We start from the raw sequence: 25,579 nt of genomic DNA, 5'->3' as shown, positions 1-25,579 counted from the left end.
GTGGCTGGCATGTCAAAAGGGCATAGCGCTGGAGAAATTTGGCAGCGGCAGCCTCGTGAACAATCCGGCGGCCATCAACGATGGCGCAACGAGGAACGCAGACGATGCCTGACCACGACTACCTGCTGCTCTCCCGCGGACAGTGGGACGAAGGTGCTGACAAGGACGCTGTCCAGGACGCGATCAACCGCTTTTACGACTGGTACGCGCTGGGTCTGGCCGAAGGTTGGCTCAAGCCCGGCAGCCGGCTGGAGAACCGGGGCAAGCTGGTCTCTTGGGGCGCCATCACCGATGGCCCGTTTGCCGAGGCCAAGGAGCTGATCGGGGGTTATTGGTTCATCGTGGCGAGTTCGCTGGACGCTGCAGCGGCCATCGCGGCGCAGAACCCCTGCTTGAAGTTCGGTCTCAGCTACGAGATCCGGCCGCTGGAGGCCGAGCGCGCCGACGCGCGGGTGACGTCCAACGAGACGCCTGCCGGCTGGCGACCTGACGGAGCCTGAGGCCCACGCCCCTCAAAACCTCATATCCGCCCTGAGGTTCACCACCCGGAAGGTCTTGTTGCGTGACCAGCTGTCGGTCAGCAGTTCGTGGCCGGTGAGGGAATGGATGCTGGTGCCTTCTGACGATGCCTCGGCATCGTTTGGGAAGAGGTTGGCCAGGGACAGGCGCCAGTTGATGCCGTCGCGCACGCTGCCGCTGCTCCAGGCGAGGTAGGCGTCGAACTGCTTGCGGGCGGTCTCGTGGCGGCGCAGGGTTTCGGTCTGCTGCACGGTGGTGGCGGGCACGAGGTTGATGTTGAAGCCGCTGCCGAAGTTCTGGCCCAGGGCCTTCCAGCGGTGGTCCACACCAAAGTTGAGGCTGCCGCGCGGCTGCTGGTCGAGGCGGTTGTTGCTGCCGGGGATGCCGCGCACGCTGCTGGTGAAGGCGGCGATGTTGAAGCGCACGAGCATCAGTTGCAGCTCGGGCGGAATGTTGTCCCACAGCTCGTCGAGCCGGGCCTTGATCTCGAACTCCAGGCCCATGGTGCGGGCGCTGCTCATGTTGCGCGGGCGGCTGACCCAGCGCTGGGCGCTGTCCCAGCTCACGGTTTCCAAAAGCACCTGGTTGCGGATCACGCCTTGGATGTCGCGCACGAAGGCGCTGCCCGACACGATGCCGCCGGTGGGCAGCCAGTGTTCGAGGCTGAGGTCGATGCCGGTGGCGAGCTCGGGCTTGAGGTCGGGGTTGCCGGCGCGGTCGGCGTAGGTTTGGTAGTTGGGGCCTTCGGGGTAGGTGGTATTGATGCTGGGCCGGGCGATCAGGTCGTTGAGGTTGGGCGAGCGGTAGCTGCGCGTGAGGCTGAGGCGCACCTGGTCTTTGGGGAAGGCGTCGGGCTTCCAGAGCAGGTGCAAGAGCGGCGAGGTGACGGAGGAGACATTGCGCGTCTCGGGCAGGCTGCCGGCGGCGTCGGCGGTGGTCTCGATGCGCTCATAGCGGATGCCGGCATAGACCGACCACTGCTTGGTGGGGCTCCACTCGTCTTGCGTGTAGGTGGCAAAGCGCAGGCTGCGTGAGCCGAGCAGGTTGCCGAACTTGACGAGGCCGGGCAGGGGCAGGCCGTTGACGAGGGTGTCGCGCACCTGGTCACGGGCGCTGCGCTCGGCCTCCGCGCCCGTCACCCACTGGTGCTCTTGCGCGGTCTTGAGGCTCCATTTGCCGCCGAGGCTGGCGTGGTCTTCGGTGCTGGAGCTAGCGTCGTCTTGCAGGCGCTGGGTGGTGGTGCCGGCGTAGGTCTGGGTGTCGCGGCGGTGGCTGTTGTTGCTGGCCTTGAAGCCGCCCAGCCCCATGCGCAGGTCGAAGGTCTCGCCCACCTGGGGCCGGTAGCTGGCCGAGAGGTTGAGGCGCACGTTGTGCATGCGGCCGTCGCTGTCGCCATGGTTGTCGCGAAAGCGCGTGCCTTCGGCATTGGTCTGGCTGGTGCTCTCGTTCTGCGAGAAGGCGAAGAAGGGCGCGAGGTTGAAGCTGAGGGTGTCGCTCACCTTCCAGCGCAGGCGCGCGTTGCCGTTGAGGTTGCTGTTGCGGCCGTGGCTCACGCCGACTTGGGTGGTCTGCTCCAGCACCTCGCCGGTCTCGGTGTCGAGGATGCGGGTGCCGGAGTCGATGTTGTTGAAGCGCTGCCGCGTGCCGCCGTTGACGGAGACGGCGCCAACGAAATCGTCGCCGCTGGTGCCACCCCACTTGAGGTTGCGCGTCCAGCTGAAGTCGGCCTGGGGCTCGCGGCGGTCCATGCCGGCGCTGAGGCGCAGCTCGTGGTTGGACTTCTGCAGCGGCTCGCGCAGGATGATGTTGATGGTGCCGGCAATGGCCCGCGTGCCGGTCTCGGCTGTGGGGGCGCGGTAGACCTCGATGCGCTCGACCTGGTCGGGCGGCAGGTCCTCGATGGCAAAGCCGGCCGGGGCGCGCTCGCCGTCGATCAGGATCTGCGTGAAGCCGCTGCCCAGGCCGCGCATGCGGATGTCGCCACCCCGGCCGGGGCGGCCACCGATGGTGACGCCGGGCAGGCGGCGCAGCACGTCGCCCAGCACGGTGTCGCCGTAGCGGTCCAGCTCCTCGCGGTCGATGACGATCTTGCTGGCGGTGCTGAGGCGGCGCCGGCTGCTGGCGGTGGGGCCGCCGCTGACTTCGACGCGGTCCAGGCGGTTCAGGGCGGCAGAACTGGCCGCTGGGGCCGCCGCAGCCGGTGTGGCCGGCACCGCTGCGCCGTTCGGGCTGCTCGGGCTGGGCTGCGCGTGCGCCAGCAAGGCGGGCCCTGCCAGCAGGCAGGCAATGAGGAGAAGGCGGCGCATGGCCGCGATTCTCAGTGGCACCTTGGGTGCAGAAAGCGCAAAGCGCTCATGGACATGAGCGCTTTGCCGGGCGTTTGCTTAGCTTTGCAAACCAGCCCGGCGTTTGGGGCAACGGGTGCGCTTAGAAGCGCCAGCCCAGGCCCACGCTGGCCAGCACGGGGTTGACCTTGAACGTGCCCACCTCGGTGCCCTTGGAGTAGACCTTGGTGCCGAGCGACACCTTCTTCAGGTCGAGGTTCAGGTACAGGCCCTTGCTCACCTCAAAGTCCACGCCCACCTGGGCGGCCAGGCCAAAGCTGTTGTGCTTGATGCTGGGGCTCAGGGCGGTGGCCACGGCGGGCGCGAACTTCACGGCCGAGAAGTTGGTGAAGTTGAGGCCGGCGCCCACATAGGGCCGCACGGTGCTGGTGGGGCTGAAGTGGTATTGCAGGGTCAGCGTGGGCGGCAGGTGCTTGAGCGAGCCGATCTCGGCGCCGTTGGAATAGAGAGTGTGCTTTTGCGGGTAGGTCAGGATCAGCTCAGCCGCCACATTGGGGGCCAGGAAGTAGCTGATATCGACCTCCGGGAAGGTCTTGTTGTTGACCGAGAGGCCCAGACCCGTGCTGTCCTTGTTGGCCGAATCCAGGTTGAGCACGCGGGCGCGGACCATCCAGGGGCCTTCCTGAGCGGAGGCGAGGCTGGGCGCGACGAGGGCGGCAACGGCGGTGGCAAGGGCAGCGAGGGTCGAGAACTTGGACATGAATGACAACTCCTATGAAAACCGGGTTCGTCCCGGGGGTGAAGTCATTGCACGCCCGTGCTCATTCGCTCAATTTGATGCAGCGCAACATGGGCCAGCCGCTACCCATGTCGCGAGTCTGGATTTGCCCTAGGTCAAACCCTTGGCTCGCAAACGCAGCGTTTGGGCAACGGCGGGCTTGACCGGGCCTCTACCTGAGCGCTTGCCCGGTCACTTACCCGGGCGCTTACCCGGGCATTTACCGGCGCCCTTCAGCGCGCGCCCAGCCCCAGCCGCTTGCACAGCTCCACTGTCAGCGCCGACTGGTTGAGCGTGTAGAAGTGCAGGCCTGGTGCGCCGCCGGCGATCAGGCGCTCGCACAGCTGGGCGATGACGTCGAGGCCGAAGGCGCGGATGGAGGCGGCGTCGTCCATGAAGCCTTCCATCTTCATGGCGACCCAACGGGGCATGTCGATGGCGTCGCGCTGGGCGAACTGGGCGATGCGGCCGTAGTTGTGGAAGGGCATGATGCCCGGCACGATGGGCTGGGTGACGCCGGCTTTGCGCGCTTCGTCCACGAAGTGGAAGTAGGCGTCGGCATTGAAGAAGAACTGCGTGATGGCGCCGTTGGCGCCGGCCTTCATCTTGTCGACGAAGTGCTGCAGGTCCTTGGCCGCATAGCGCTGCTGGGGGTGGACCTCGGGGTAGGCGGCGACCTCGATGTGCCAGTCGGGGCCTTGGGTCTCACGGATGAAGCTCACCAGCTCGGACGCATAGCGGAACTCACCGGCCGTGGCGGTGCCGCTGGGCAGGTCGCCACGCAGGGCGACGAGGCGGCGGATGCCCTGGGCGCGGTAGGTGGCCAGGATCTCGGCAATGCTCTCGCGCGTGGAGCCGATGCACGACAGATGTGGCGCGGCCTCGTAGCCGGCGGCGGCGATGTCGGTGACGGTGCTCAGGGTCTTCTCGCGCGTGGAGCCGCCGGCGCCATAGGTGACGCTGAAGTACTGGGGCTTCAAGGCGCCCAGCTCCTGCACGACGGTCTTGAGCTTCTCGGTGCCGACGGGGGTGTTGGGAGGGAAAAATTCAAACGAGATCGGGGTGGTCATCGTGCAGCGTGCAAGAAGAATTCACGGTTCCCATCACCGCCGGTGATGGGGCTGTCGAAGTAGTCCAGCACCTTGAGCCCGAGGGCAGTGCAGGCCAGGCGGGCGCGGGTTTCGAGGCGGGGGTAGTCGGCCTCGTCCTTGACCAAGCCGCCCTTGCCGATGGCCTGTGGGCCGAGCTCGAACTGCGGCTTGATGAGAAGCAGCAGCTGGCCATGGGGCGCGAGCCAAGGCAGCAGGTGGGGCAGGCTGTCGATCATGGAGATGAAGCTGAGGTCGCCCACGATGAGTGGGAAGCCGCCCGTGGGCACGTGCTGCTGCAGCGCACCCAGCTCGCGGACGTGGACGCCTTCCAGCGCGGTCACGCGGGCGTCGGCCTGCAGACGGGCGTGCAGCTGGCCGTGGCCGACATCCACACCCACCACATGGCGTGCCTCGGCGGCGAGCAGGCAGTCGGTGAAGCCGCCGGTGCTCTGGCCCAGGTCCAGCACGGTCTCGCCGGCCACATGCAGGCCGGTGTGCCGCAAGGCACCTTCGAGCTTGAGCCCGCCGCGCGAGACATAGCGCAGCTCGGCATCGTCGGTGACGCGGAGCGCGACGCCTTCCAGCAAGTCCTCGCCCGCCTTCTTCACCACTACCCAGCCACCCGCTGCCGCCCACTCCACGGCGCCCTGCGTGATCAGCCGCTGGGCAGCCGAGCGCGAGGGCGCAAGGCCCTGGGCGACGAGGAGTTGGTCGGCTCTCATCAGTACCGGTAGGTGTCGGGCTTGTAGGGACCCGACTTGGGCACGCCGATGTAGGCGGCCTGCTCCTCGGTCAGCTCGGTGAGCTGGGCATTGAGCGTGGTCAGCTGCAGGCGCGCGACCTTCTCGTCCAGGTGCTTGGGCAGCACATAGACCTTGCCGATGTCGTAGGCGTCCTTGTGGGCGAAGAGCTCGATCTGCGCAATCGTCTGGTTCGCGAACGAGCTGCTCATCACATAGCTCGGGTGGCCGGTGCCGCAGCCCAGGTTCACGAGGCGGCCCTTGGCGAGCAGGATGATGCGCTTGCCGTCCGGGAAGATGACGTGGTCCACCTGCGGCTTGATCTCGTCCCACTGGTACTTCTCCAGCGAGGCGACGTCGATCTCGTTGTCGAAGTGGCCGATATTGCTGACGATGGCGTTGTTCTTCATCGCGGCCATGTGCTCGTGGCGGATGACGTTCTTGTTGCCGGTGGTGGTGACGAAGATGTCGGCCTTGTCGGCGGCGTATTCCATCGTCACGACGCGGTAGCCTTCCATCGCGGCCTGCAGCGCGCAGATGGGGTCGATCTCGGTCACCCAGACCTGGGCCGACAGCGCACGCAGCGCCTGGGCCGAGCCCTTGCCCACGTCGCCATAGCCGGCCACGACGGCGATCTTGCCGGCCACCATCACGTCGGTGGCGCGCTTGATGCCGTCCACCAGGGACTCGCGGCAGCCGTAGAGGTTGTCGAACTTGCTCTTGGTGACGCTGTCGTTGACGTTGATGGCGCGGAACAGCAGCGTGCCCTTGGCAGCCATTTCCTTCAGGCGGTGCACGCCCGTGGTGGTCTCTTCGGTCACGCCGATGATCTGGCTGGCCATGCGGGTGTACCAGGTCGGGTCGGCCGCGACCTTGGCCTTGATGGCGGCGAAAAGGACGCGCTCTTCCTCGCTGCCGGGGTTGGCCAGCACGCCAAGGTCCTTCTCGGCCTTCTGGCCGAGGTGCATCAAGAGCGTCGCGTCGCCGCCGTCGTCCAGGATCATGTTCGGGCCTTGACTACCGAACTCAAAGATGCGGTGCGTGTAGTCCCAGTAGTCCTCCAGGGTCTCGCCCTTGTAAGCGAACACGGGGGTGCCCTTGGCGGCCAGCGCGGCGGCGGCATGGTCCTGGGTCGAGAAGATGTTGCAGGAGGCCCAGCGCACATCGGCCCCCAGCGCCTGCAGGGTCTCGACCAGCACGGCGGTCTGGATGGTCATGTGCAGGCTGCCGGTGATGCGCGCGCCCTTGAGCGGCTGGCTGGCGGCGTATTCACGGCGGATGGCCATCAGCGCCGGCATCTCGTGCTCGGCGATGGCGATTTCCTTGCGGCCCCAGTCAGCAAGGCTGAGGTCTTTGACGATGTAGGGGGTGGCGGACATGCGAGCTCCTTCAAGCGACTGAAGCCGCTGGGCGCGCATGCAGAAGGATCAAGTCGATCACCCCGGCACGCTTGGGCCAGCGGGTGAGCGCGGTTGCAGATGAAGATTTCCGAGCCTGGCCTCTAGGACAGAGGTTGCAACGCTCCTCGGAAAGAGGGCGCATTCTAGGCCGGACGCCCGCCGCCCGGCCGGGCGAAATGCACGGCCGGGGGAGGCTTGTTCCGCGTCAGCCGGCCGACGTGGCCGCCAGCACGTCCTCGCCGCGCGGCGACACCAAGGCCGGCCGGCCGACGATCAGCGGGTCCACGGGGCCGATGCGCTCCAGGTTGCGGTTGGCAAAGGGCAGGCGGTGCAGCACGTAGCGCATGGCGTTGAGGCGCGCGCGCTTCTTGCAGTCGCTCTTGATCACGGTCCAGGGCGCGTCACTGGTGTCGCAGTGCAGGAACATGGCCTCTTTGGCGCGGGTGTAGTCGTCCCACTTGTCGAGGCTGGCCATGTCGATGGGGCTGAGCTTCCACTGCTTGAGCGGGTGCAGCTTGCGCTCCTTGAAGCGGCGGCGTTGCTCGTCGCGGCTGACCGAGAACCAGAACTTGAAGAGGTGGATGCCCGAGCGCACCAGCTGGCGCTCGAACTCGGGCGCCTGGCGCAGGAACTCCTGGTACTCGTGCTCGGAGCAAAAGCCCATCACGCGCTCGACCCCAGCGCGGTTGTACCAACTGCGGTCGAAGAGCACGATCTCGCCCGCCGTGGGCAGGTGGTTCACATAGCGCTGGAAGTACCACTGGCCGCGTTCGACCTCGCTGGGTTTCTCCAGCGCCACCACGCGCGCACCCCGGGGGTTGAGGTGCTCCATGAAGCGCTTGATGGTGCCGCCCTTGCCGGCCGCGTCACGCCCCTCGAAGAGGATGACCACGCGCGCGCCGGTCTCCTTGACCCAGGCCTGCAGCTTGAGCAGCTCGACCTGCAGCCGGTACTTCTGCTTCTCGTAGCTCTTGCGTGAGAGCAGGTTCTGGTAGGGGTAGGCGCCCGTGCGCCAGCCGGCGCTGAGGGCGGTGTCGGCCTCGCCGTTGGGGTCGGGCTTGGCCGGGTCCTCATGCTGTTGCAGCGCGCGGCGCAGGGCACGGCGCTCGTCGTCCGACGTGCCTTCGAGCAGCACCTTGAGCTCCTCGGCCAGCGCGGCGGCCGGGCGCTCGGCACGCGCATTGCGGCGCAGCAGCTCGGCCAGGGTCTCGGCCTGCACGGCCTGCTTGCGCGTGACGGCGCGGCTGACCTGGTGCTGCTCGATGCCGGCACCGTTCAGGCGCGGGGCGGTGTCGCCGCTGCTGACCGGGCGTGAGGTCTTGCGGGGGGTGCGAGCTTGAGTGCGAGGGCGGGGTGCTGTTGTCATGGAGGTGGACTGCAGGAGGGCTGAAACCATCCATGCTCCGCCTGGCCGGCTGCCGCCGGTTTGATCGTCATCAAGCCGCGTCCAGGCCGAGGAAGCCGCGCAAGGCGGCCAGTTCGGCGTCCAGTGCCTCGGCAAATTCGCGCTCGCGCGGGCGCTTATTCACAAAGCCGAGTTCGTGCTGCAACTGGCCGCCCACCACCTTGAGGTTGCCCCAGCCGATGACCTGGTCGCGCCACAGCAACGGCAGCGCGTAGTGGCCGCGCACGCGCTTCGCCGCCGGCGTGTAGGCCTCGAAGCGGTAAGCCCAGCCCCACAGCAGCTCGAAGCGGCGGCGGTCCCAGACGACGGGGTCAAACGGCGCCAGCAGGCGCACCTTGGCCGGGATGCGCCAGCCGCGCCGGGGGTCTTCGTCGGCGGGCCAGTACCAGTCGACACCCTCGACCTTGGCGTGCGCAAGGCGTGCCTTGGCCCGGGCCAGCGTGGGCTTGCGCAGGTCGGCCCACTGGTGGGCGGCGTGGAAGAGCATGGCAATCAGCTGCGTCAAGCCGGCGGCCGGCAGCGGGGCGTACTTTTGCACCAGGGCGTCGGCCATGGCGTCCATCGCGGCCTGGGGGTCGGGTGGCGGGGTCCAGGGCGCGGCCAGCCGGTAGACACGCGTGCCGCTGTCGCGCCGCACCACGTCCAAGTGGCCCCGGTAGTGCAGGCCGTCGAGCAGCTCGGTTGAGAGACGGCTGTTGCCACCAAACCAGTTCTTGACGGCGCCATGCCCCAGCGCTGCGTCCACCTCGGCGGGGTGGGCCTCGCCCAGGCGCTCGACCTCGGCCAGCACGGCCTGGGCCAGCTTCAAGCGGGCCTTGTCCCAGACGCGGTGCGCGCTGCGGGGGTGCATCAGCGCGCGCAGCTCGGGCGTGACGAAGCCGTAGTTGATGAAGAAGTCCTCCTGCAGCGGCAGGCGGGGGTAGCGGCGCTCCAGGTCGCCCGCCGTATAGCCCTTGACGCGGTGGCGCAAGGTCAGGTCCTGGGCGCGGGCCGGGGCGCGCAGCGGGTCAGCCTGGACAAAGCCGCCGAGCTGCTCGGCGGCCCGGATCAGGGTGGTGGGGGCGAACAGGCTGCGCGCCACGGCGTGGCGGCGCAGGTCGTCGAGAGTGGGCGTGCCGGACATGGCTGGGAGGGTACAGCGGGTTAACGAGGGCCACACCTACAATGCCCGGCTGCTTGAAATGGGGCGGGCTACGCCCCATCTTCGCGATCCGGCCGGCGCCTCGAAGGGGCCGGACCCCCACGACCAGAGAGCTCCCATGTTCATCTCCTCCGCCTACGCCCAGGCCAGCACGGCCGCCGCTCCCGAACAAAGCCTCCTCGGCATGCTGCCGCTGGTGCTGATGTTCGTGGTGCTCTATTTCGTGATGATCCGGCCGCAGATGAAGCGCCAGAAGGAACACAAGGCCATGATCGAGGCCGTGGCCAAGGGCGACGAGGTCGTCACGGCCGGCGGCCTGATCGGCAAGATCAGCAAGCTGGGTGACACCTTCATCCACCTGGAAGTCGCCAACGGTGTCGAGCTGCAAGTCCAGCGCAGCGCCATCTCGCAGGTGCTGCCCAAGGGCACCGTCAAGTAAACCCAGCCGGCGCCGCTGCAGGCGGCGCCAACAAGGGCTCTTCGCATGAACCGCTACCCGCTCTGGAAGTACGCGATGCTCGTCATCGCGCTGCTGATCGGCATCCTCTACACCCTGCCCAATCTGTTCGGCGAAGCGCCGGCCGTGCAGGTCTCCAGCAGCAAGGTCACCGTCAAGGTCGATCCAGCCCTGGTGACCCGCGTCGAGTCTGTGCTCAAGGAGGCCGGCGTCCAGGCGGACTTCGTGCAGCTGGATGGCAACTCCATCAAGGCCCGCTTCCCCGACACCGATGTGCAGCTCAAGGCCAAGGATGCGATCTCCAAGGCCCTCAACACCGACCCGGCCGACCCCACCTACATCGTGGCGTTGAACCTGCTGTCGCGCTCGCCGCAGTGGTTGTCCAGCCTGCATGCCTTCCCGATGTACCTGGGCCTGGACCTGCGCGGCGGCGTGCACTTCCTGATGCAGGTGGACATGAAGTCCGCGCTGACCAAGAAGGCCGAGTCGCTGACCGGCGACGCCCGCACCATGCTGCGCGAGAAGAACATCCGCCACGCCGGCATCAGCCGCGAGGGCAATGTCGTGGTCATCGCCTTCCGCGATGCCGAGACCCGCAAGGCCGCGCAAGACCTGCTTGGCCTGCAGCTGCCTGACGTGGTCTGGACCCCGCAGGGCGAGGGCAGCACCCTGTCCCTCAGCGGCAGCCTCAGCCCCAAGGCGGCGGTGGCCGTGCAGGAAGCGGCGCTCAAGCAGAACATCACCACCCTGCACAACCGCGTGAACGAACTCGGCGTGGCCGAGCCCGTGATCCAGCAGCAGGGCCTGGACCGTGTCGTCGTGCAGCTGCCTGGCGTGCAGGACACCGCCAAGGCCAAGGACATCATCGGCCGCACCGCCACGCTGGAGCTGCGCATGGTGGACGACAGCACCGAGGCCATGGACGCCCTGCGCGGCACCGGCCCCGTGCCCTTCGGCACCGAGCGCTTCATCGACCGTGGCAACGGCCCCATCATCGTCAAGCGCCAGGTGGTGCTGACGGGCGACAGCCTCAGCGACGCCCAGCCCGGCTTCGACGAGAACCACCAGCCCGCCGTGCACCTGACCGTGGATGCCAAGGGCGCCCGCATCATGAAGGAGGTCTCGCGCGAGAACATCGGCAAGCGCATGGCCATCCTGATCTTTGAAAAGGGCAAGGGCGAAGTCGTCACCGCGCCCAACATCCGCGGTGAGCTGGGCAGCCGCTTCCAGATCTCGGGCGCCATGACTACCGAGCAGGCCAGCGACACCGCGCTGCTGCTGCGCGCCGGCTCGCTGGCCGCGCCGATGGAAATCATCGAAGAGCGCACCATCGGCCCCAGCCTCGGCAAGGAAAACATCGCCAAGGGCATCGCCAGCGTGACCTGGGGCTTCGTCGCCGTGGCCGCCTTCATGAGCGTCTACTACATGCTGTTCGGCGTGTTCTCGTCACTGGCCCTAGGCTTCAACATCCTGCTGCTGGTGGCCGCGCTGTCGCTGATGCAGGCCACGCTCTCGCTGCCCGGCATCGCCGCCATGGCGCTGGCACTGGGCATGGCCATCGACTCCAACGTGCTGATCAACGAGCGCGTGCGCGAGGAGTTGCGGGCCGGTGTCTCGCCGCAGAAGGCCATCGAGCTGGGCTATGACCGCGCCTGGGCCACCATCCTGGACTCCAACGTCACGACCCTGATCGCCGGCGTCTCGCTGCTGGTCTTCGGCTCGGGCCCGATCAAGGGCTTCGCCGTGGTGCACTGCCTTGGCATCCTGACCTCGATGTTCTCGTCCGTCGTGTTCTCGCGCGCGCTGGTCAACCTCTGGTACGGCCGGCAGAAGAAGCTCAAGAGCGTGTCCATCGGCCAGGTCTGGCGCCCCGAGGGTGCTGAAGTGCCGGCCCCTGCCACCACCGACGCCTGAAAGACTGAGCCATGGAACTCTTCCGCATCAAGCGCGATTTGCCGTTGATGAAGCATGCGCTCATCCTCAACGTCATCTCCTTCCTGACCTTCGCCGCTGCCGTCTTCTTCCTGGTCACGCGCGGCCTGCATTTCTCCATCGAGTTCACCGGCGGCACCGTCATCGAGGTGGCCTACCCGCAGACGGCCGAAATCGAGCGCACGCGCCACACCATCGAGCAGATGGGCTTTGGCGAGGTGCAGGTGCAGAACTTCGGCTCCTCGCGTGACGTGATGATCCGCCTGCCGCTGCGTGGCGACGTCAAGCAGACCGAGCTGGTCGACAAGGTCTTCACCGCGCTGTGCGCCAGCGAGCAAGGCCAGGTCAGCCCACACCAGGTGGTGACGCCGCAGGGCGAGTCCGTCACCAAGCAGGTCTGCCGCACGGCGGCGGGCGCCGAGCCCATCACGCTGTCGCGCTCCGAGGTCGTTGGCCCGGCCGTGGGCGCCGAGCTCGCGGCCGACGCAGCCAAAGCCCTGGCCGTGACGGTCGTCGGCATCATGATCTACCTGGCCTTCCGCTTCGAGTGGAAGTTCGCGGTGGCCGGCATCATCGCCAACCTGCACGACGTGGTCATCATCCTGGGGTTCTTCGCCTTCTTCCAGTGGGAGTTCTCGCTGGCGGTGCTGGCGGCGGTGCTGGCGGTGCTGGGCTACTCGGTCAACGAGTCGGTCGTGATCTTCGACCGGGTGCGCGAGGCCTTCCGCAAGTTCCGCAAGATGACCACGCCCGAGGTCATCGACCATGCGATCACCTCGACCATGAGCCGCACCATCATCACCCACGGCAGCACGCAGCTGATGGTGTTGTCGATGCTGCTGTTCGGTGGCCCGACGCTGCACTACTTTGCCGTCGCGCTGACCATCGGCATCCTGTTCGGCATCTACTCCTCGGTCTTCGTGGCGGCCGCCATCGCCATGTGGCTGGGGGTCAAGCGTGAAGACTTGGTGAAGGTCGCGGCCAACCGCGAGGACCCGAACGATCCGAACTCGGGAGCGGTCGTGTAGAGTGCTCTGCAACCCCGCAGCGCCCTCGATCCGACCCCCCCGCCCATGACCGCCGCCCGCTACAAGGCTTTGGCCGCACAGGCCCGGCGCGTCTACCTCGACACCCTCGTGCGCGGCATGACGCCGCTGGCCACCTCCATCGGCCAGACGGCCAATCTGCTGCTGCAGCAGAGCGCCCCCCATAACGTGATGCAGGCCCGCCGCGATGCCGTGGCGGCCTGGAACAAGCTCGGCCTCTCGTGGCAGGCCGAGACCGTCAAGGCCCTGCGCCATGCGGCCGCCCACGGCGTCAGCGAGACGCCAGTGCCCGTGCACGGCTCGGCACCCACCGGCCTGCCCATGAGCCTGGTGGACGACGACACCATCGAGCGCGAGATCACCGGCTCGCGCCTGGTGCTGGCCATGATGGACCGTGCCAGCTGGGAGTTCACCGACCTGCGCACCCGCATGCAGATGCTGGAGGGTCAGGACGACCTCCCGCCCACCGACCTGCTGCGTGCCCAGGTCGTGGCGCGACTGGTGCTGGAGTCCTGGGCCAAGGTCGGGCTTACCGGGACCGTCTGGCAACTGCTGCACACCGAGCTGCACGAAGAATTCGCCCAGCTGCAGATCGAGGCTTATCACGACTGCAACCATTGGCTGGTGGCGCAGAAGGTGATGCCCGAGGTGGACCTGCGGCCCTTCATCCGCCGCACTGCGAGTGCGGGCGGCGGCGCGGCGGGCTTGGCCGCTGCGGTGTCCGGCGGTGCTGCTGGCGCTGCGGCCCACGGCGGCGCGGCGCCGGGTGCCGCGCACGGCGGCGGCGGCATGCCCGCAGCCGACGAGGCTGGTCCCGCGCGCAGCGTGGCGTCGGCCCAGGCCGATGAAGTCATGGCCCAGCTGCAGCGTGTGCTCGCGCGGCATGTGCCCGGCTTCCCGGTCACCACCAGCCAGGTGCCGGCACGCCCCGGTTTTGGCAAGCCCTCATTGGCCGGGGCGCCTGCCGGCAAGCCGTCCCTGGCGGCCATGGGCGCAGGCGCCGAGGCGCCGCAGGGCAAGCCCTCGCTGGCCGACGCGCCGGCGGCCGGCTTCGGCGCCGGTGGGGCCATGGCCAGCTCGCAGCGCCTGATGGGCGCGATCAAGCACGCGCAGGAGTCCTTCCAGCGGCGCGTCGAGACGGTGGTCGGCACCGAGGGCGTCAGCCCCTCGGCCGCCCAACCCGCGCTGGAGGACCTCGGCGCCCGCAACCAGGCCATCAAGCAGGTCCTCAAGCAGGCCGCCGACAGCCCGGCCCAGCGCGCCACCATCGAGATCGTGGCCATGATGTTCCAGAACATCCTGACCGAAGAGCGCATCCCGGCTTCTGTGCGGGTGTGGTTTGCGCGCCTGCAGATGCCGGTGCTGCGCGTCGCCATCGGCGAGCCCGAGTTCTTTGCCGAGGCCGAGCACCCGGCGCGGCGCCTGATCGACCGCATGGGCGCCTGTGTGATGGGCTTCAACACCGCCACGCCCAGCATGCCGAGCAGCGTGGCCGGCGGGGCCGCCATCCCAACGCCCACTGACACCCTGGAGCGCGAGATCAAGCGCATCGTCCAGGTCGTCGAGGCCTACCCGGACACCGGGCGGCGCGTCTTTGCGACCGTGCTGACCGAGTTCGAGAAATTCCTCGACCACTACTTCCAGAACGAGAACGCGGCCTCCAAGCGCGGCGTCTCGCTGGCCCAGCAGGTCGAGCAGCGCGAGACCATGGCCATCCAGTACACCATCGAGCTGCGCAAGATGCTCAGCGAGGTGCCGGTGCAGGAGGGCGTGCGCGACTTCCTCTTCCACGTCTGGGCCGATGTGCTGGCCGTCACGGCGGTGCGCACCGGCGCGCAGTCCGAGGTCACCAAGACCATGAAGCGCGCGGCGGCCGACCTGATCTGGTCCGCCAGCGCCAAGGGCACGCGCGAGGAGCGCGCCGACGTCATCCGCCGCCTGCCGCCCTTGCTCAAGACCCTGCGAGACGGCATGGGCCATGCCGGCATGCCCAGCGACAAGCAGGACGAACACATCCGCGCCCTCAACAACGCGCTGGCGGCCGCCTTCACGGCCAAGACGGCCGTGATCCCGCGCGAGCGCCTGGACGAGCTGATGGAGCAGCTCGAAGACCTCGAAGCCATGCTGCCCGACGGCGAGGGCGACGACGCCCAGGTCGACGAGATGCTGGTGCGCGACCTCTCCGGCCACGAGTCCGATGGCATGGAGGTGGTGGCCGAGGGCGGCTCCGCCCCCACGCCTGCCATGGTCGCCTGGGCGCGCGAGCTGCAGGTGGGCGGCTGGTTCATGCTCGACTACCGGGGCCGCAACGAGCAGGTGCAGCTGGCTTGGCGCGGCCTGCGCAAGCAGCTCGCCCTCTTTGTCACGCCCAAGGGCCGCGGGGTGCTGTTCTCGCTCAATCGCATGGCGGCCTTCCTGCAGGCCGGCCTGCTGCTGCCGGCGCAGGACGAAGCCCTCACCGTGCAGGCCACGCGCAAGGCGCTGGCCAAGCTGGATGCCGATCCGAGCCGGCTCCTGAATTGAAAACGGCGCCATAGGCGCCGTTTGCTTGTGCGAGAGCCGTTCAGTGAATGAGGCGATCTTCTGGGGCGACGAAAAGCTCGTCCAGGATCAGCGCGTCAGGCTCTTCGCCCACGCTCCAGAACACCATCAGCACGATGATCTTCAGGTCTTCCAGGTCCATGGGGCTGCCGGGAATGGCCATCGCGCGGTCGATCACCATCTCGCGCATCGGCGCGGGCAGCACGCCGGCGTTTTCCAGGAAGCGGATGAAGCCGACCGAGGTCTCGCCCAGGTGCTCGATCTCGTGCGGCATGTAGACACGCACGCTCAAGGGGCCTTGGGCCTCGGCCGCTTGTTCGAGCGACTCGCCCGCGCTGGCCAGGCCGTCGAGCCAGGAGAGCGCCTCCTGGATCTCGTCGGTCTCAAAGCCCACGGCGGTGAGCTTGCGGGTCAGCTGGGCGTGGTCCGGGCAGGCGTCCGGGCGCCAGTAGGTTTCGTAGAGATAGACCAGGACGTCGAACATGGTGAACCCATGATAGCCGAGCGTTTTCGGGCGTCACGCCCGAATAGCCCCGGGTCGGGGGTGTTCATTTCAGGCCGTCGTGCGGCGCTGAAACAGCTGGCCGGCCAGCCGGGCCACCAGGCCGTCCAGCTCCAGCTCCAGCAGCTGGGCGTTCAGTTCGGCGGCCGTCCAGGGGCCGCGCGCCAGCAGGGCGTCGAGGCTGACCGGGTCATGGCCCATGGCCTCCAGGACCGTCAGGACCGGGGGGTCGTTCGCGTCGTCCGCGCTGTCCAGTAGCTCGGGTTCGTCGGCCGGCGCCGGGTCGGCGGCCGGGCGAGGCGGCAGGGGCAGCAGCTCTTCCAGGATGTCCTGGGCCGACTCGACCAGCTTGGCGCCCTGGCGGATCAGCGCATGGCAGCCGCGCGCCTGCGGCGAGTGGATGGAGCCGGGGATGGCGAAGACTTCGCGCCCGGCTTCCAGCGCCTGCCGGGCGGTGACCAGCGAGCCCGACTGCACGGCGGCCTCGACGACCAGGCAGCCCTGGCTCAGGCCGGCAATGATGCGGTTGCGGCGCGGGAAGTTGGGCCCCAGCACGGGCGTGCCCAGCGCGTACTCGCTGATCACGAGGCCCTGCTGCGCGACGCGGGCGGCCAGTGCCGTGTGGCGCCGGGGGTAGACCTGGTCCATGCCCGTGCCCACCACGGCGATGGTGCGGCCTGCGGCCTGGAGCGCGCCCTCGTGGGCCGCGCCATCGATGCCCAGGGCCAGGCCAGAGACGATGCAATAGCCACCACGCGCGAGACTGGCCGCGAAGGCGTGCGCGTTGTCCTTCCCTTGGGCCGTCGGGTTGCGGCTGCCGACGATGGCGAGCGCGGGTTCGCGCAGCGCAGCCCGGTCGCCCCAGAGGTAGAGCAGCAGCGGTGGGTCGGGCGATTCGAGCAGGCGCGGTGGGTAGTCAGGGTCTGCCGGGGTCAGCAAGCTGTGACGCGGGTCGGTTTGCAGCCAGGCCCAGGTCTGCTCGGTCAGCGCGTCGAGCGAGTCGGGCGGCTTCGCGAGCGCCTCGCGCTGGCGCGCCGAGCACAGGCTGGCCAGGGCGACTGCCGGCAGCTCGAACACCGCCTCAGCGCTCCCCGCCGCCAGCAACAGCCGGCGTGCCGTCGTCAGCCCGATGCCGGGCGTCTCGAGCAGCCGCAGCCAGGCCGACAGCTCGGCGCGGTCCATGCGGCGCTGTATCAGGGCTCGCTGAAGCGGTCGCCTGCGCGCACGGGCTCGCGCACCTGCATGACCAGGGCGTAGGCCACGCGCTCGTAGACCTCGAACACGAAGAGCACGCCATGGCGCTCGTCGGGCAGCTTGATGGTCTGCGGGCTGTCACCGGTGGTGTCGCGGGCCACGCGGCCATCGCGCCAGAGCGAGAGCACGTGGCCGCGCTCGATGCCGTTGGCGCTGCCGCGGTTGAGCACGACGATCTGGTTCTGGCCGCCGTGCAGGGCGTCGCCGTAGAGCGAAATGATGCGGCCGCTCACCGGGCTGGCCGGGGCGTGCGGGATGTAGCGCAGGTAGTTGCGCTGCGGCACGGGGGCCAGGCGGTCGCCGCTGGCCACCTCCTGGCGCACGGTCTTGATGCGCAGCGTGGCCGGCACGGGCAGGGTCTCGTCGCCGACCTTGGCCTCGCCCTCAGGCTTGACCAGCTCGGCCGTGCCCACATAGGGCGCCTCGTAGGCCAGGATGCTGCCGTCGTCGGGGTCCACCAGGGGGCGAGCCTGGCGGAAGATGCGGAAGTCGTTGGCGCCGCCAAAGTCGCCCCGTGCGTAGGCGTTCTCGCCAGCGCTGATCAGCACGCGGCCTTCGGTGGCGGCGACGATGCGTGGCGCCGTGGCCAGCGCGTCGGTGTCGAAGACGACAGCATCGGTCAGGAAGGGCTGGATCAGCGACATCGGGATCGAGGCGATGGCCGTCTCGTCCAGCGTGGCGATGCGCATGCGGGGCTTGAGCTTGATGGCGTCGCCCGGGATGCCCGAGCCGGCGGCACCGGCGGCGCTGGTCTCCAGCATGGCGCGGCCGTCGCGGCGCACCAGGCGCAGCACCTGGCCGGGGTAGATCAGGTGGGGGTTGGCGATGTCCTTGCGGTTCATGCCCCACAGCTCGGGCCAGCGCCAGGGCCCCTTGAGGAAGAGCTTGGAGATGTCCCACAGCGTGTCGCCCTGCTTGACGGTGTGGCTGTCGGGGGCGTCGGGGGCCAGGTCGACCAGGGGCACACCTTGCGTCGCGATCTCGTCGGCCGCTTGTTGCTGGGCGGGCGTCACCGGGTAGCGGGTGCCTTGGGCGAGGGCAGCGCCACTGCTGGCCAGGGCCAGGGCAGTCAGCAGGAGGGCAGGGGCTTGCAGGCGAGAGGGCATCGCGGGCGGTCTCCGAACGGGAATGGGGCGCGTAGGCGAAAATCCCTCCTTCGCGTCCGCAGGGATTCTGCACGCAATCCCGCGTCCGGTCTGCCCGAAAACGCCCCCTGCAAGTCGTCAAATGCGGCTTGTTTGCGACTGCTTACACATGCCCCAGCTCAAGATCCTTCGTTACCCCGATCCCCGCCTCCAGACCGTGGCCAAGCCGGTGGAGGCCGTCGATGAGCGCATCCGCCAGCTCGTCGACGACATGCTCGAGACCATGTATGCCGCCGACGGCGTGGGCCTCGCGGCCACGCAGGTCAATGTGCATGAGCGGGTGGTCGTGATCGACACCTCCAAGGACCGCGACGAGCCGCGCGTGCTGATCAACCCCGAGATCACCCGCTTCAGCGAGGGCTTCGTGGAGGGCGAGGAAGGCTGCCTGTCCGTGCCCCAGACCTACGACAAGGTGCCCCGCCACGCCCAGGTCACGGTGCGCGCGCTGGGCCGTGACGGCCAGCCCTATGAGTTCGATGCCGAGGGCCTGCTGGCCGTGTGCGTGCAGCACGAGCTGGACCACCTGCTGGGCAAGGTCTTCGTCGAGTACCTGAGCCCGCTCAAGCGCGAGCGCATCAAGACCAAGATGGTCAAGAAGGCCCGCGAGGAAGAGCTTGAAGCCAAGCAGCGCAGCAAGAGGTTCTGACCCCGTGCGCGTCGCTGTATGAGAGTCGTTTTTGCCGGCACGCCCGAGTTCGCGGCCGTGGCGCTGGACGCGCTGCTGGCGGCCGGTTTCGAGGTGCCGCTGGTCCTGACCCAGCCCGACCGCCCGGCCGGGCGCGGCATGAAGCTGCAGGCCAGTGCCGTCAAACAGCGCGCACTGGCCGCGGGCATCGCGGTGGCGCAGCCGCAGGGCCTGAAGCTGGACGGCAAGTACGCTGCCGACGCGGCGGCGGCGCGTGAGTCGCTGCTGGCGGCCCAGCCCGATGTGATGGTGGTGGCCGCCTATGGCCTGATCCTGCCGCAGTGGGTGCTGGACCTGCCCAAGCTCGGTTGCCTGAATATCCACGCTTCGCTGCTGCCACGCTGGCGCGGCGCGGCGCCCATCCATCGCGCCATCGAGGCCGGCGACGCCGAGACCGGCGTCACCATCATGCAGATGGACGCGGGCCTGGACACCGGTGCCATGGGCCTGGTGGGGCGTGAGCCCATCCGCCGCGATGACACCACCGCCACGCTGCATGACCGCCTGGCCGCGCTGGGCGGGCGATTGATCGTCCAGGCGCTGCAACAGCCGCCGGTCTATGTGCCGCAGCCCATGGAGGGCATCACCTACGCCCACAAGATCGACAAGGCCGAGTCGCAGATCGACTGGCGCCAGAGCGCGGCCGAGATCGAGCGCCGGCTGCGGGCTTTCGACCCCTTTCCTGGCGGCAGCACCACGGCCGGCGGCGAGGCCCTCAAGGTCTGGCGCGTGGCGCCGGCAGAGGGTGCCGGCGAGCCTGGCCAGGTGATCGCGCCAGAGGTCGTCGCATGTGGACGGGGTGCCGTGCGCCTGCTGGAGCTGCAGCGACCCGGCGGACGCCGTGGGCCGGCCACCCAGGTGCTGCAAGGCAAGCCGCTGGCCGTGGGCGAGCGGCTCGGGGATTGAGGGCTTTCTTCCCGCCAATTCCTCCCTTGCGGTTGGCGAGCGCCATTTGACAATCGGCGTGTACCTTCGACCCCAGCCCATGAAGCGCCTCGCCCTCCTCCTGCCCCTGCTTGCTGCCCTCACGGCCTGCGAGCAGCTTGGCATTGAGGACCCGGCCAAGGTTGCGGCTGCCAAGGAGGCCGAGGGCAAGGCCATCGGCAGCGCCTGCCGGCACGCGATGCGAGCCATCGAAGACTGCTACGTGCTCAACCCCAAGGCCCAGAAGGCCGCCATCTACAACGGCTGGCGTGAGATGGACGAGTACATGCGCGAGAACAAGCTTGAGGGCGTGTTGCCCGTCGTGCCGCGCCCGGACCCCAAGAAGCCCAAGTCGGTGGACGAAGAGGTCGAGACCAAGGCGCCCAAGGTTGACGCCAAGCCGGAGTCCAAACCCGAGGCCAAGGGCGACGCGAAAGCCGACACCAAGGCCGACGCCAAGCCAGACGCCAAGGCGCATTGAGCGTCGCGGCCGCGGGCCGGCGCACTTCAGGACTCCGTTTCAGCAGTTGGTCGCGCAAGCCTGGCAGCCCGCCGGGCGCTTGCGCACAGTGCAGACATCGCCACTCCCCATACCCCTTGGAGACCCGCCATGTCCGCACCCACCCGTCGCCTGTTCGCCCTCGCCGCCTGCGGCGCGCTGCTCACTGCCGCCCTGCCGGCCTCGGCCTGGAACTGGAATTGGGGCAAGGGCGAGCGCGTGCGCGGCAATGGTGAGGTGGTGACCGAGGCGCGCAGCCTGGGCGACTTCGACGCCATCGCGCTGCATGGGGATCTCAATGCCGTGGTGCGCCAGGCTGGCAGCACCAAGGTCGAGCTGCGTGCCGACAAGAACCTGCTGCCCTATCTGGAAACCCGTGTCGTGGAGGGCAGCAAGGGCCGGACGCTGGAGATTGGCCCCAAGCGTGGCTATGAGCCGGTGGGCACTGTGCCGCTGACCGTGAGCGTGGACCTGCCCAGCCTGCGTGCAGTAGCGATTGCCGGCTCGGGCAAGGTCCGCGTCGAGGCCTTCAAGGCCAATGGCCGGTTTGACGGCAGCATCGCCGGCTCGGGCGACCTGCAGCTCGATGGGCTGCAGGCCGACCAGGTGTTCCTCAGCATCGCCGGCAGTGGCGATGTGGTGGCCACCGGCCGCGCCTCCGAGCTGCAAGCCAGCATTGCCGGCTCCGGCGATGTGAAGGCCCTTGGCCTGGCCACCAACGAGGCCAAGATCAGCATCTCGGGCAGCGGTGACGCCCAGGTGCAGGTGGCCCAAAAGCTCAAGGTCTCCATCGCCGGCTCGGGCGATGTGCGCTACCTCGGCTCACCTGAGGTCAGCAGCTCGGTCGCGGGCAGCGGCTCAGTGCGCCGCGCCAAGGACTGAGGCTCCTTTCGACCAGACTCAGGAGTTGCGGCGCCGCTGGCGGCTGAGCTGCCCCACCAGCCCGACCAAGCCGCAGGCCCAGAGCGCCAGGCTGGCGGGCTCGGGCACGGCGCTGATCGAGTAGTTGTGGCCTGAGGCGCTGCGCAGGCTGACGCCGGCTTGCGGTGTGATGAAGTAGTCGGCCGAACCGACGCTGTAGGCCGTGCCGCCCACGGTGCCGCCGGTGATGTCGGCATCGAGGCTGAGCACGCCAACGAAGTAGATGCTGTTGCCGACAAAGGTGTTGAAGCTGCCGATGCCGACGCTGCCGGGGTCCGTGGTGTCGTAGTGGTTGCCCTGCACCAAGGTGATGAGGTTGCAGCAGTCCGGCCCGCTGTAGTGCAGGCTGGCCTGGGCCCGTGTGAGGCTGCCCGCACCCGCATCGATCGAGATGCTGTGTGACCAGTTGATGCGCAGGTCCAGTGTCACCGGCGTGCCGACCGGCAGGGTGCTGGACTCCACAGTCAGCCAGTCGCCCCAGCGGCTGAACACATGGGTCGTGCCCCAGTGCCAGTTGGCCTCGCCGCCCGCCGGCATGGTGGCGCTGGCGCGGCCTTCGATGTGGCCGTAGGACGGCAGGCTTTCGGCGGACGTGCCCCAGATCTCGGCCAAGCGGTAGCCATCGCCACAAGGTTGACCGGGCTGGCCGACCTTGCCGTAGTCGCATTGCGACGTGTAGAAGGCGTTGCCGTAAAGGTGGGTGTACTGGTGCTGGGCGAAGTTCTCGCTGTAGAGGTCGGCCAGCGCCGGGGTGGTCACCAGGGCGATCAGGCTGGCGGCGAGCAGGGTCTTGAGTCGCATGGGAGGCTCCAGGGAAATGGAGGCCAGTATGGAAAGGCGCTGCCTTGCTGCCCATGGTGCAGTTGCACCAGGCGACCTCCCTCAGCTCGGGGGGGTCAGCCGAGCGCCGCGATCAGCCCGGCCCGGTGGCGTACCTGCAGCTTGGCGTAGGCATTGCTCAGGTGGTTGCGCACCGTGGCGGGCGACAGCCCCAGGGTCTCGGCAATGGCGGTGTTGGACTCGCCGCGTGCAAAGCGCTGGGCGATCTCGCGCTCGCGCGGGCTGAGCTGGTCGGCCGCCCGGCGCGGTTGCAGGCGCAGCAGCCAGCCTTGGCCCTCGGCGTCGGGCTGGGCATGCAGCACCAGGTCACGCCCGGGCAGCGGCCAGGCCTGGCCGCTGGAGAGGGCGCGCAGCGCCTCGGGCGGCAGGTGCACGTTCTGCGGCGCACGGCCGGCCCACATCAACTCGCAAAAGGCGGGCGTGGTCTGCACGTAGGCGCCCTGGCGGGTGATGCGGGCCATGCACAGGTGCTGCAGGCCTGCCAACGGCTGGGCCAGCAAGGCCATGCGGCGGCAGGCCGCATAGGTTTCGGCCACAGCCGGGCCCAGCTGCGCCAGGCGGGCCAGTTCTGCGTCGGTGCCGCGCCGGCCACGCTGGCTGCGGACCAGGATGATCACCACCAGGAATTGCGGCTCCGGCGTCGGCAGCGCAAGGCACAGGGTGTGCTGGAAGCCAAAGCGTTCGAGATGCGCGTGCAGCGGCGCGAACTCGGGGCCGGCCAGCAGGGGGTCGTCCTTGTCATGCCGGCGGGCGACGCCGGGCTCGGCCACCAGGCGCGGCGCCAGCACATCCAGGTGGGCCACGCCCTGCCAGCTCGCCATCAGGGCCGGCACATCGGCAAAGCCGCTGAAGTGCGCGTCAAGAAAGCCGGGTTGGTTGGCCTGGCTGGTGATCAGCATGCCGGCATCAAAGTCGATCTGCGCCCGCAGCCATTCAAAGGCATGGCGCGCGTAGGCGGCCACATCGCCGGCCAGGCTGTGCTGATAGAGCGCAAGGGGGCTGGGGGGCGTGGAGGGCATGCAGGGACGGCGTTGGATGGGCTCGCCCGGCAAGGGTAATGGCGGCCAGCCAGAACTCAAAGACCCAGCACCCGCTGCAGGGCCGGCGCAAACCCCATCGGCAAACTTGCACAGCGCAGCGGCTGAGAATGCGGCCATGAACCTTGCCGCCCTGCGTGCCCTGCAGCGCCACCCGGACTTCCGCCAGGGCGTGCGCGACATGCTGCCGCCCTCGCTTGGGCTGGCGGCCTGGGGGCTGGTCACGGGCGTGGCCATGGTCAAGAGCGGGCTCACGCTCTGGCAGGCGCTGGGCATGTCGCTGCTGGTGTTTGCGGGCAGCGCGCAGCTGGCCTCGCTGCCGCTGCTGGCGGCCGGCGCGCCGTGGTGGGTGATCCTCGGCACGGCCTTCTGCGTCAACCTGCGCTTCGTGATCTTCAGTGCCCAGTGGCGTGGCTACTGGGGCCACCTGCCACGCTGGCAGCGGCTGCTGATGGCGTATTGGGCGACGGACCTGGCCTATGTGCGCTACATCCAGCGCTACCCCGGCGGCCAGCCGGCGCCGGGCCAGGTGCCCTATTTCATCGGCGGCGCGGTGGTGATGGCGGTGTGCTGGCATGTGCTGTCCATCATCGGCATCGTGCTGGCGGACAGCGTGCCCACGCGCTGGGGCCTGGGTTTTGCGGGCACGCTCGCGCTGCTGGGCATGTGCTACTCGCTGCTGACTGAGCGGGTGCTCTGGGCCGTGGCGGCGGTGGCGGGTCTGGTGTCCATCGCCACCTACCACCTGCCCTTCAAGCTCAACATCATCTGCGCCATCGTCGTGGCTGGGGCGCTGGGCCTGTGGCTGGAGCGGCGCCGGCATGACTGATCGTGAGCTTTATGTCTGGGTCGCCATTGCTGGCCTGGCGGTGGTGAGCGTGATCACGCGCGGCTTCTTCCTGATCCCATCGCGGCCCTGGCCGCTGCCGCCCTGGCTGCGCGATGCGCTCAAGGTCGCGCCGCTGGCGGCCCTCGTCGCCGTGGTGGCGCCCGAGATCTTCATGACCCAGGGCGAGGTGATCACCACCTGGCAGGACGCTCGCTGGCCCGCCGCCCTGGTGGCCACGGCCGCCTACTACCTCTGGCGGCGCGACATCCTGCTCACCATCGTCATCGGCATGGCCGTGATGCTCTGCTTGCGGCTCGGGGTTGGTTGGTAACCGCTGGAAACCGCGCGCGGTGAGAATGGCGGCGTTGTCTTGTCCCTCACACACACCGCGTCCCATGAACGTCATTCGCTTTTCCGATCTCGTCGCTGCCGGCAAAGTCTCCGGCAAGCGTGTCTTCATCCGTGCCGACCTGAACGTCCCGCAGGACGACGCCGGCAACATCACCGAGGACACCCGCATTCGCGCCTCCATCCCCGCCATCAAGTTGGCCCTGGATGCCGGCGCTGCGGTGATGGTCACCTCCCACCTGGGTCGCCCGACCGAGGGCGAGTTCAAGCCCGAAGACTCGCTGGCTCCCGTTGCCGCCCGCATGGGTGAGCTGCTGGGCCGCCCGGTCAAGCTGGTCGCCAACTGGGTGGACGGCGTGGCCGTGCAGCCGGGCGAGCTGGTGCTGCTGGAGAACTGCCGCGTCAACAAGGGCGAGAAGAAGTGCAACGAAGAGCTGTCCAAGAAGCTCGCCGCGCTGTGCGACATCTTTGTGCACGACGCCTTCGGCACCGCCCACCGCGCTGAAGCCACCACCTATGGCATCGCGCAGTTCGCCCCGATCGCCTGCGCCGGCCCGCTGCTGGCTGCCGAGATCGACGCCATCTCCAAGGCCCTGGCCAACCCCAAGCGCCCGCTCGTGGCCATCGTGGCGGGCTCCAAGGTCTCGACCAAGCTGACCATCCTGCAAAGCCTGTCCAAGAACGTCGACGGCCTGATCGTCGGTGGCGGCATTGCCAACACCTTCATGCTGGCCGCCGGTCTCAAGATCGGCAAGTCGCTCGCCGAGGCTGACCTCGTGGGCGACGCCAAGGCCGTGATCGAGGCCATGAAGGCGCGCGGCGCGGCCGTGCCCATCCCCGTCGACGTGGTCACCGCCAAGGCCTTTGCCGCCGATGCACCCGCCACCGTCAAGGCCGCCACCGACGTCGCTGATGACGACCTGATCCTCGACATCGGCCCCAAGACGGCAGCCATCCTCGCCGAGCAGCTCAAGGCCGCTGGCACCATCGTCTGGAACGGCCCGGTCGGCGTGTTCGAGTTCGACGCCTTCGCCAAGGGCACCGAGACGGTGGCCCGCGCCATCGCCGACAGCAGCGCCTTCTCCATCGCTGGCGGTGGCGACACCCTGGCGGCCATCGCCAAGTACGGCATCGAGAAGCAGGTGGGCTACATCTCCACCGGCGGCGGCGCCTTCCTCGAAGTGCTCGAAGGCAAGACCCTTCCCGCCTTCGAGATCCTGGCCAAGCGCGCTGCGGGGTGACATGAGGCCCCTCGCCCAA

At 68.6% G+C, this 25,579-nt stretch carries 24 protein-coding genes and 1 riboswitch; of the genes, 12 read left to right on the top strand and 12 right to left on the bottom strand.

Annotation, left to right across the window (positions count from 1 at the left end; all coding sequences use genetic code 11):
* The first annotated feature begins 104 nt into the window (after positions 1-104).
* On the top strand, positions 105-500 hold the full coding sequence (locus tag ABDJ85_RS02425) for a YciI family protein (protein WP_347703134.1): 396 nt from the start codon (positions 105-107) through the stop codon (positions 498-500).
* A 12-nt stretch (positions 501-512) separates the two neighbouring features.
* On the opposite strand, the gene ABDJ85_RS02420 is transcribed toward ABDJ85_RS02425, so the two are convergent.
* The 7 genes from ABDJ85_RS02420 to ABDJ85_RS02390 all read right to left on the bottom strand — a co-directional run bounded on the left by ABDJ85_RS02420 (position 513) and on the right by ABDJ85_RS02390 (position 9,341).
* Positions 513-2,825, bottom strand: a complete 2,313-nt coding sequence (locus ABDJ85_RS02420; protein ID WP_347703133.1) for a TonB-dependent receptor plug domain-containing protein — start codon at positions 2,823-2,825, stop codon at positions 513-515.
* Positions 2,826-2,946: 121 nt separating this feature from the next.
* Positions 2,947-3,564, bottom strand: coding sequence for an OmpW/AlkL family protein (locus ABDJ85_RS02415; protein WP_347703132.1), 618 nt, complete (start codon positions 3,562-3,564; stop codon positions 2,947-2,949).
* Between the two features lie 251 nt (positions 3,565-3,815).
* Entirely contained in the window at positions 3,816-4,652 is an 837-nt protein-coding gene (metF, locus tag ABDJ85_RS02410; protein WP_347703131.1) for a methylenetetrahydrofolate reductase [NAD(P)H], read from the bottom strand.
* Positions 4,649-5,395, bottom strand: coding sequence for a TlyA family RNA methyltransferase (locus tag ABDJ85_RS02405; RefSeq protein WP_347703130.1), 747 nt, complete (start codon positions 5,393-5,395; stop codon positions 4,649-4,651). Before ABDJ85_RS02405 ends, metF begins: the two co-directional genes overlap by 4 nt.
* Positions 5,395-6,792, bottom strand: coding sequence for an adenosylhomocysteinase (gene ahcY / locus ABDJ85_RS02400; protein ID WP_347703129.1), 1,398 nt, complete (start codon positions 6,790-6,792; stop codon positions 5,395-5,397). The genes ABDJ85_RS02405 and ahcY overlap by 1 nt, the downstream gene beginning before the upstream one ends.
* A gap of 78 nt (positions 6,793-6,870) precedes the next feature.
* Positions 6,871-6,946, bottom strand: a riboswitch (S-adenosyl-L-homocysteine riboswitch).
* Between the two features lie 72 nt (positions 6,947-7,018).
* Complete coding sequence (gene ppk2 / locus ABDJ85_RS02395) at positions 7,019-8,179, bottom strand: polyphosphate kinase 2 (RefSeq protein ID WP_347703128.1); 1,161 nt, start codon at positions 8,177-8,179, stop codon at positions 7,019-7,021.
* A 70-nt stretch (positions 8,180-8,249) separates the two neighbouring features.
* Positions 8,250-9,341, bottom strand: a complete 1,092-nt coding sequence (locus ABDJ85_RS02390) for a DNA glycosylase AlkZ-like family protein (RefSeq protein WP_347703127.1) — start codon at positions 9,339-9,341, stop codon at positions 8,250-8,252.
* Between the two features lie 136 nt (positions 9,342-9,477).
* On the opposite strand from ABDJ85_RS02390, the gene yajC reads away from it, so the two are divergent.
* From yajC to ABDJ85_RS02370, 4 genes are read left to right on the top strand one after another with little or no spacing between them, the layout of a single operon-like run.
* Positions 9,478-9,798: a preprotein translocase subunit YajC gene (gene yajC, locus ABDJ85_RS02385; RefSeq protein WP_347703126.1), complete on the top strand. Its 321-nt coding sequence runs from the start codon at positions 9,478-9,480 to the stop codon at positions 9,796-9,798.
* Positions 9,799-9,843: 45 nt separating this feature from the next.
* Entirely contained in the window at positions 9,844-11,730 is a 1,887-nt protein-coding gene (gene secD, locus ABDJ85_RS02380) for a protein translocase subunit SecD (RefSeq protein ID WP_347703125.1), read from the top strand.
* A gap of 11 nt (positions 11,731-11,741) precedes the next feature.
* The gene (gene secF, locus ABDJ85_RS02375) at positions 11,742-12,776 is read left to right on the top strand and encodes a protein translocase subunit SecF (protein WP_347703124.1); all 1,035 of its coding nucleotides are present in this window, start codon (positions 11,742-11,744) and stop codon (positions 12,774-12,776) included.
* A gap of 45 nt (positions 12,777-12,821) precedes the next feature.
* Positions 12,822-15,317 (top strand): DUF1631 family protein, encoded by a 2,496-nt coding sequence (locus ABDJ85_RS02370; RefSeq protein WP_347703123.1) that lies wholly within the window; start codon positions 12,822-12,824, stop codon positions 15,315-15,317.
* Between the two features lie 40 nt (positions 15,318-15,357).
* On the opposite strand, the gene ABDJ85_RS02365 is transcribed toward ABDJ85_RS02370, so the two are convergent.
* From ABDJ85_RS02365 to ABDJ85_RS02355, 3 genes are all read right to left on the bottom strand, one after another.
* Positions 15,358-15,819, bottom strand: coding sequence for a Smg family protein (locus tag ABDJ85_RS02365; protein WP_347703122.1), 462 nt, complete (start codon positions 15,817-15,819; stop codon positions 15,358-15,360).
* A gap of 69 nt (positions 15,820-15,888) precedes the next feature.
* Positions 15,889-17,019, bottom strand: coding sequence for a DNA-processing protein DprA (dprA, locus tag ABDJ85_RS02360; protein ID WP_347703121.1), 1,131 nt, complete (start codon positions 17,017-17,019; stop codon positions 15,889-15,891).
* Between the two features lie 11 nt (positions 17,020-17,030).
* Positions 17,031-18,197: a LysM peptidoglycan-binding domain-containing protein gene (locus ABDJ85_RS02355; protein WP_347703120.1), complete on the bottom strand. Its 1,167-nt coding sequence runs from the start codon at positions 18,195-18,197 to the stop codon at positions 17,031-17,033.
* Between the two features lie 148 nt (positions 18,198-18,345).
* Between ABDJ85_RS02355 and def the strand changes: the two genes are divergently transcribed.
* The 4 genes from def (at position 18,346) to ABDJ85_RS02335 (ending at position 21,226) form a co-directional block, all read left to right on the top strand.
* Positions 18,346-18,882 carry a peptide deformylase gene (gene def, locus ABDJ85_RS02350; protein WP_347703119.1) on the top strand — a complete coding sequence of 179 codons (537 nt, stop codon included), beginning with the start codon at positions 18,346-18,348 and terminating at the stop codon, positions 18,880-18,882.
* 18 nt (positions 18,883-18,900) lie between these two features.
* Positions 18,901-19,827, top strand: a complete 927-nt coding sequence (gene fmt / locus ABDJ85_RS02345) for a methionyl-tRNA formyltransferase (RefSeq protein ID WP_347703118.1) — start codon at positions 18,901-18,903, stop codon at positions 19,825-19,827.
* A gap of 79 nt (positions 19,828-19,906) precedes the next feature.
* On the top strand, positions 19,907-20,326 hold the full coding sequence (locus ABDJ85_RS02340; RefSeq protein WP_347703117.1) for a hypothetical protein: 420 nt from the start codon (positions 19,907-19,909) through the stop codon (positions 20,324-20,326).
* A gap of 129 nt (positions 20,327-20,455) precedes the next feature.
* On the top strand, positions 20,456-21,226 hold the full coding sequence (locus ABDJ85_RS02335) for a head GIN domain-containing protein (protein WP_347703116.1): 771 nt from the start codon (positions 20,456-20,458) through the stop codon (positions 21,224-21,226).
* An 18-nt stretch (positions 21,227-21,244) separates the two neighbouring features.
* Here the strand turns inward: ABDJ85_RS02335 and ABDJ85_RS02330 are convergent, their stop codons facing one another.
* Together ABDJ85_RS02330 and ABDJ85_RS02325 are read right to left on the bottom strand one after the other, a co-directional pair.
* Complete coding sequence (locus ABDJ85_RS02330; protein ID WP_347703115.1) at positions 21,245-22,066, bottom strand: PEP-CTERM sorting domain-containing protein; 822 nt, start codon at positions 22,064-22,066, stop codon at positions 21,245-21,247.
* Between the two features lie 95 nt (positions 22,067-22,161).
* Positions 22,162-23,124, bottom strand: a complete 963-nt coding sequence (locus ABDJ85_RS02325; protein ID WP_347703114.1) for a helix-turn-helix transcriptional regulator — start codon at positions 23,122-23,124, stop codon at positions 22,162-22,164.
* Positions 23,125-23,260: 136 nt separating this feature from the next.
* On the opposite strand from ABDJ85_RS02325, the gene ABDJ85_RS02320 reads away from it, so the two are divergent.
* The 3 genes from ABDJ85_RS02320 to ABDJ85_RS02310 all read left to right on the top strand — a co-directional run bounded on the left by ABDJ85_RS02320 (position 23,261) and on the right by ABDJ85_RS02310 (position 25,560).
* On the top strand, positions 23,261-23,971 hold the full coding sequence (locus tag ABDJ85_RS02320) for an AzlC family ABC transporter permease (protein ID WP_347703113.1): 711 nt from the start codon (positions 23,261-23,263) through the stop codon (positions 23,969-23,971).
* A complete protein-coding gene (locus tag ABDJ85_RS02315; RefSeq protein ID WP_347703112.1) occupies positions 23,964-24,302 on the top strand; it encodes an AzlD domain-containing protein in 339 nt (112 codons plus the stop codon). The genes ABDJ85_RS02320 and ABDJ85_RS02315 overlap by 8 nt, the downstream gene beginning before the upstream one ends.
* A 64-nt stretch (positions 24,303-24,366) precedes the next feature.
* Positions 24,367-25,560 (top strand): phosphoglycerate kinase, encoded by a 1,194-nt coding sequence (locus ABDJ85_RS02310; RefSeq protein ID WP_347703111.1) that lies wholly within the window; start codon positions 24,367-24,369, stop codon positions 25,558-25,560.
* Positions 25,561-25,579 lie beyond the last annotated feature (19 nt).

It is taken from the genome of Roseateles paludis, from assembly GCF_039872745.1.
Classification (GTDB): Bacteria; Pseudomonadota; Gammaproteobacteria; order Burkholderiales; family Burkholderiaceae_C; genus Pelomonas; species Pelomonas paludis.
The sequence above is the reverse complement of the archived record's forward strand: the minus strand, read 5'-3'. Positions and strand labels throughout refer to the sequence as shown.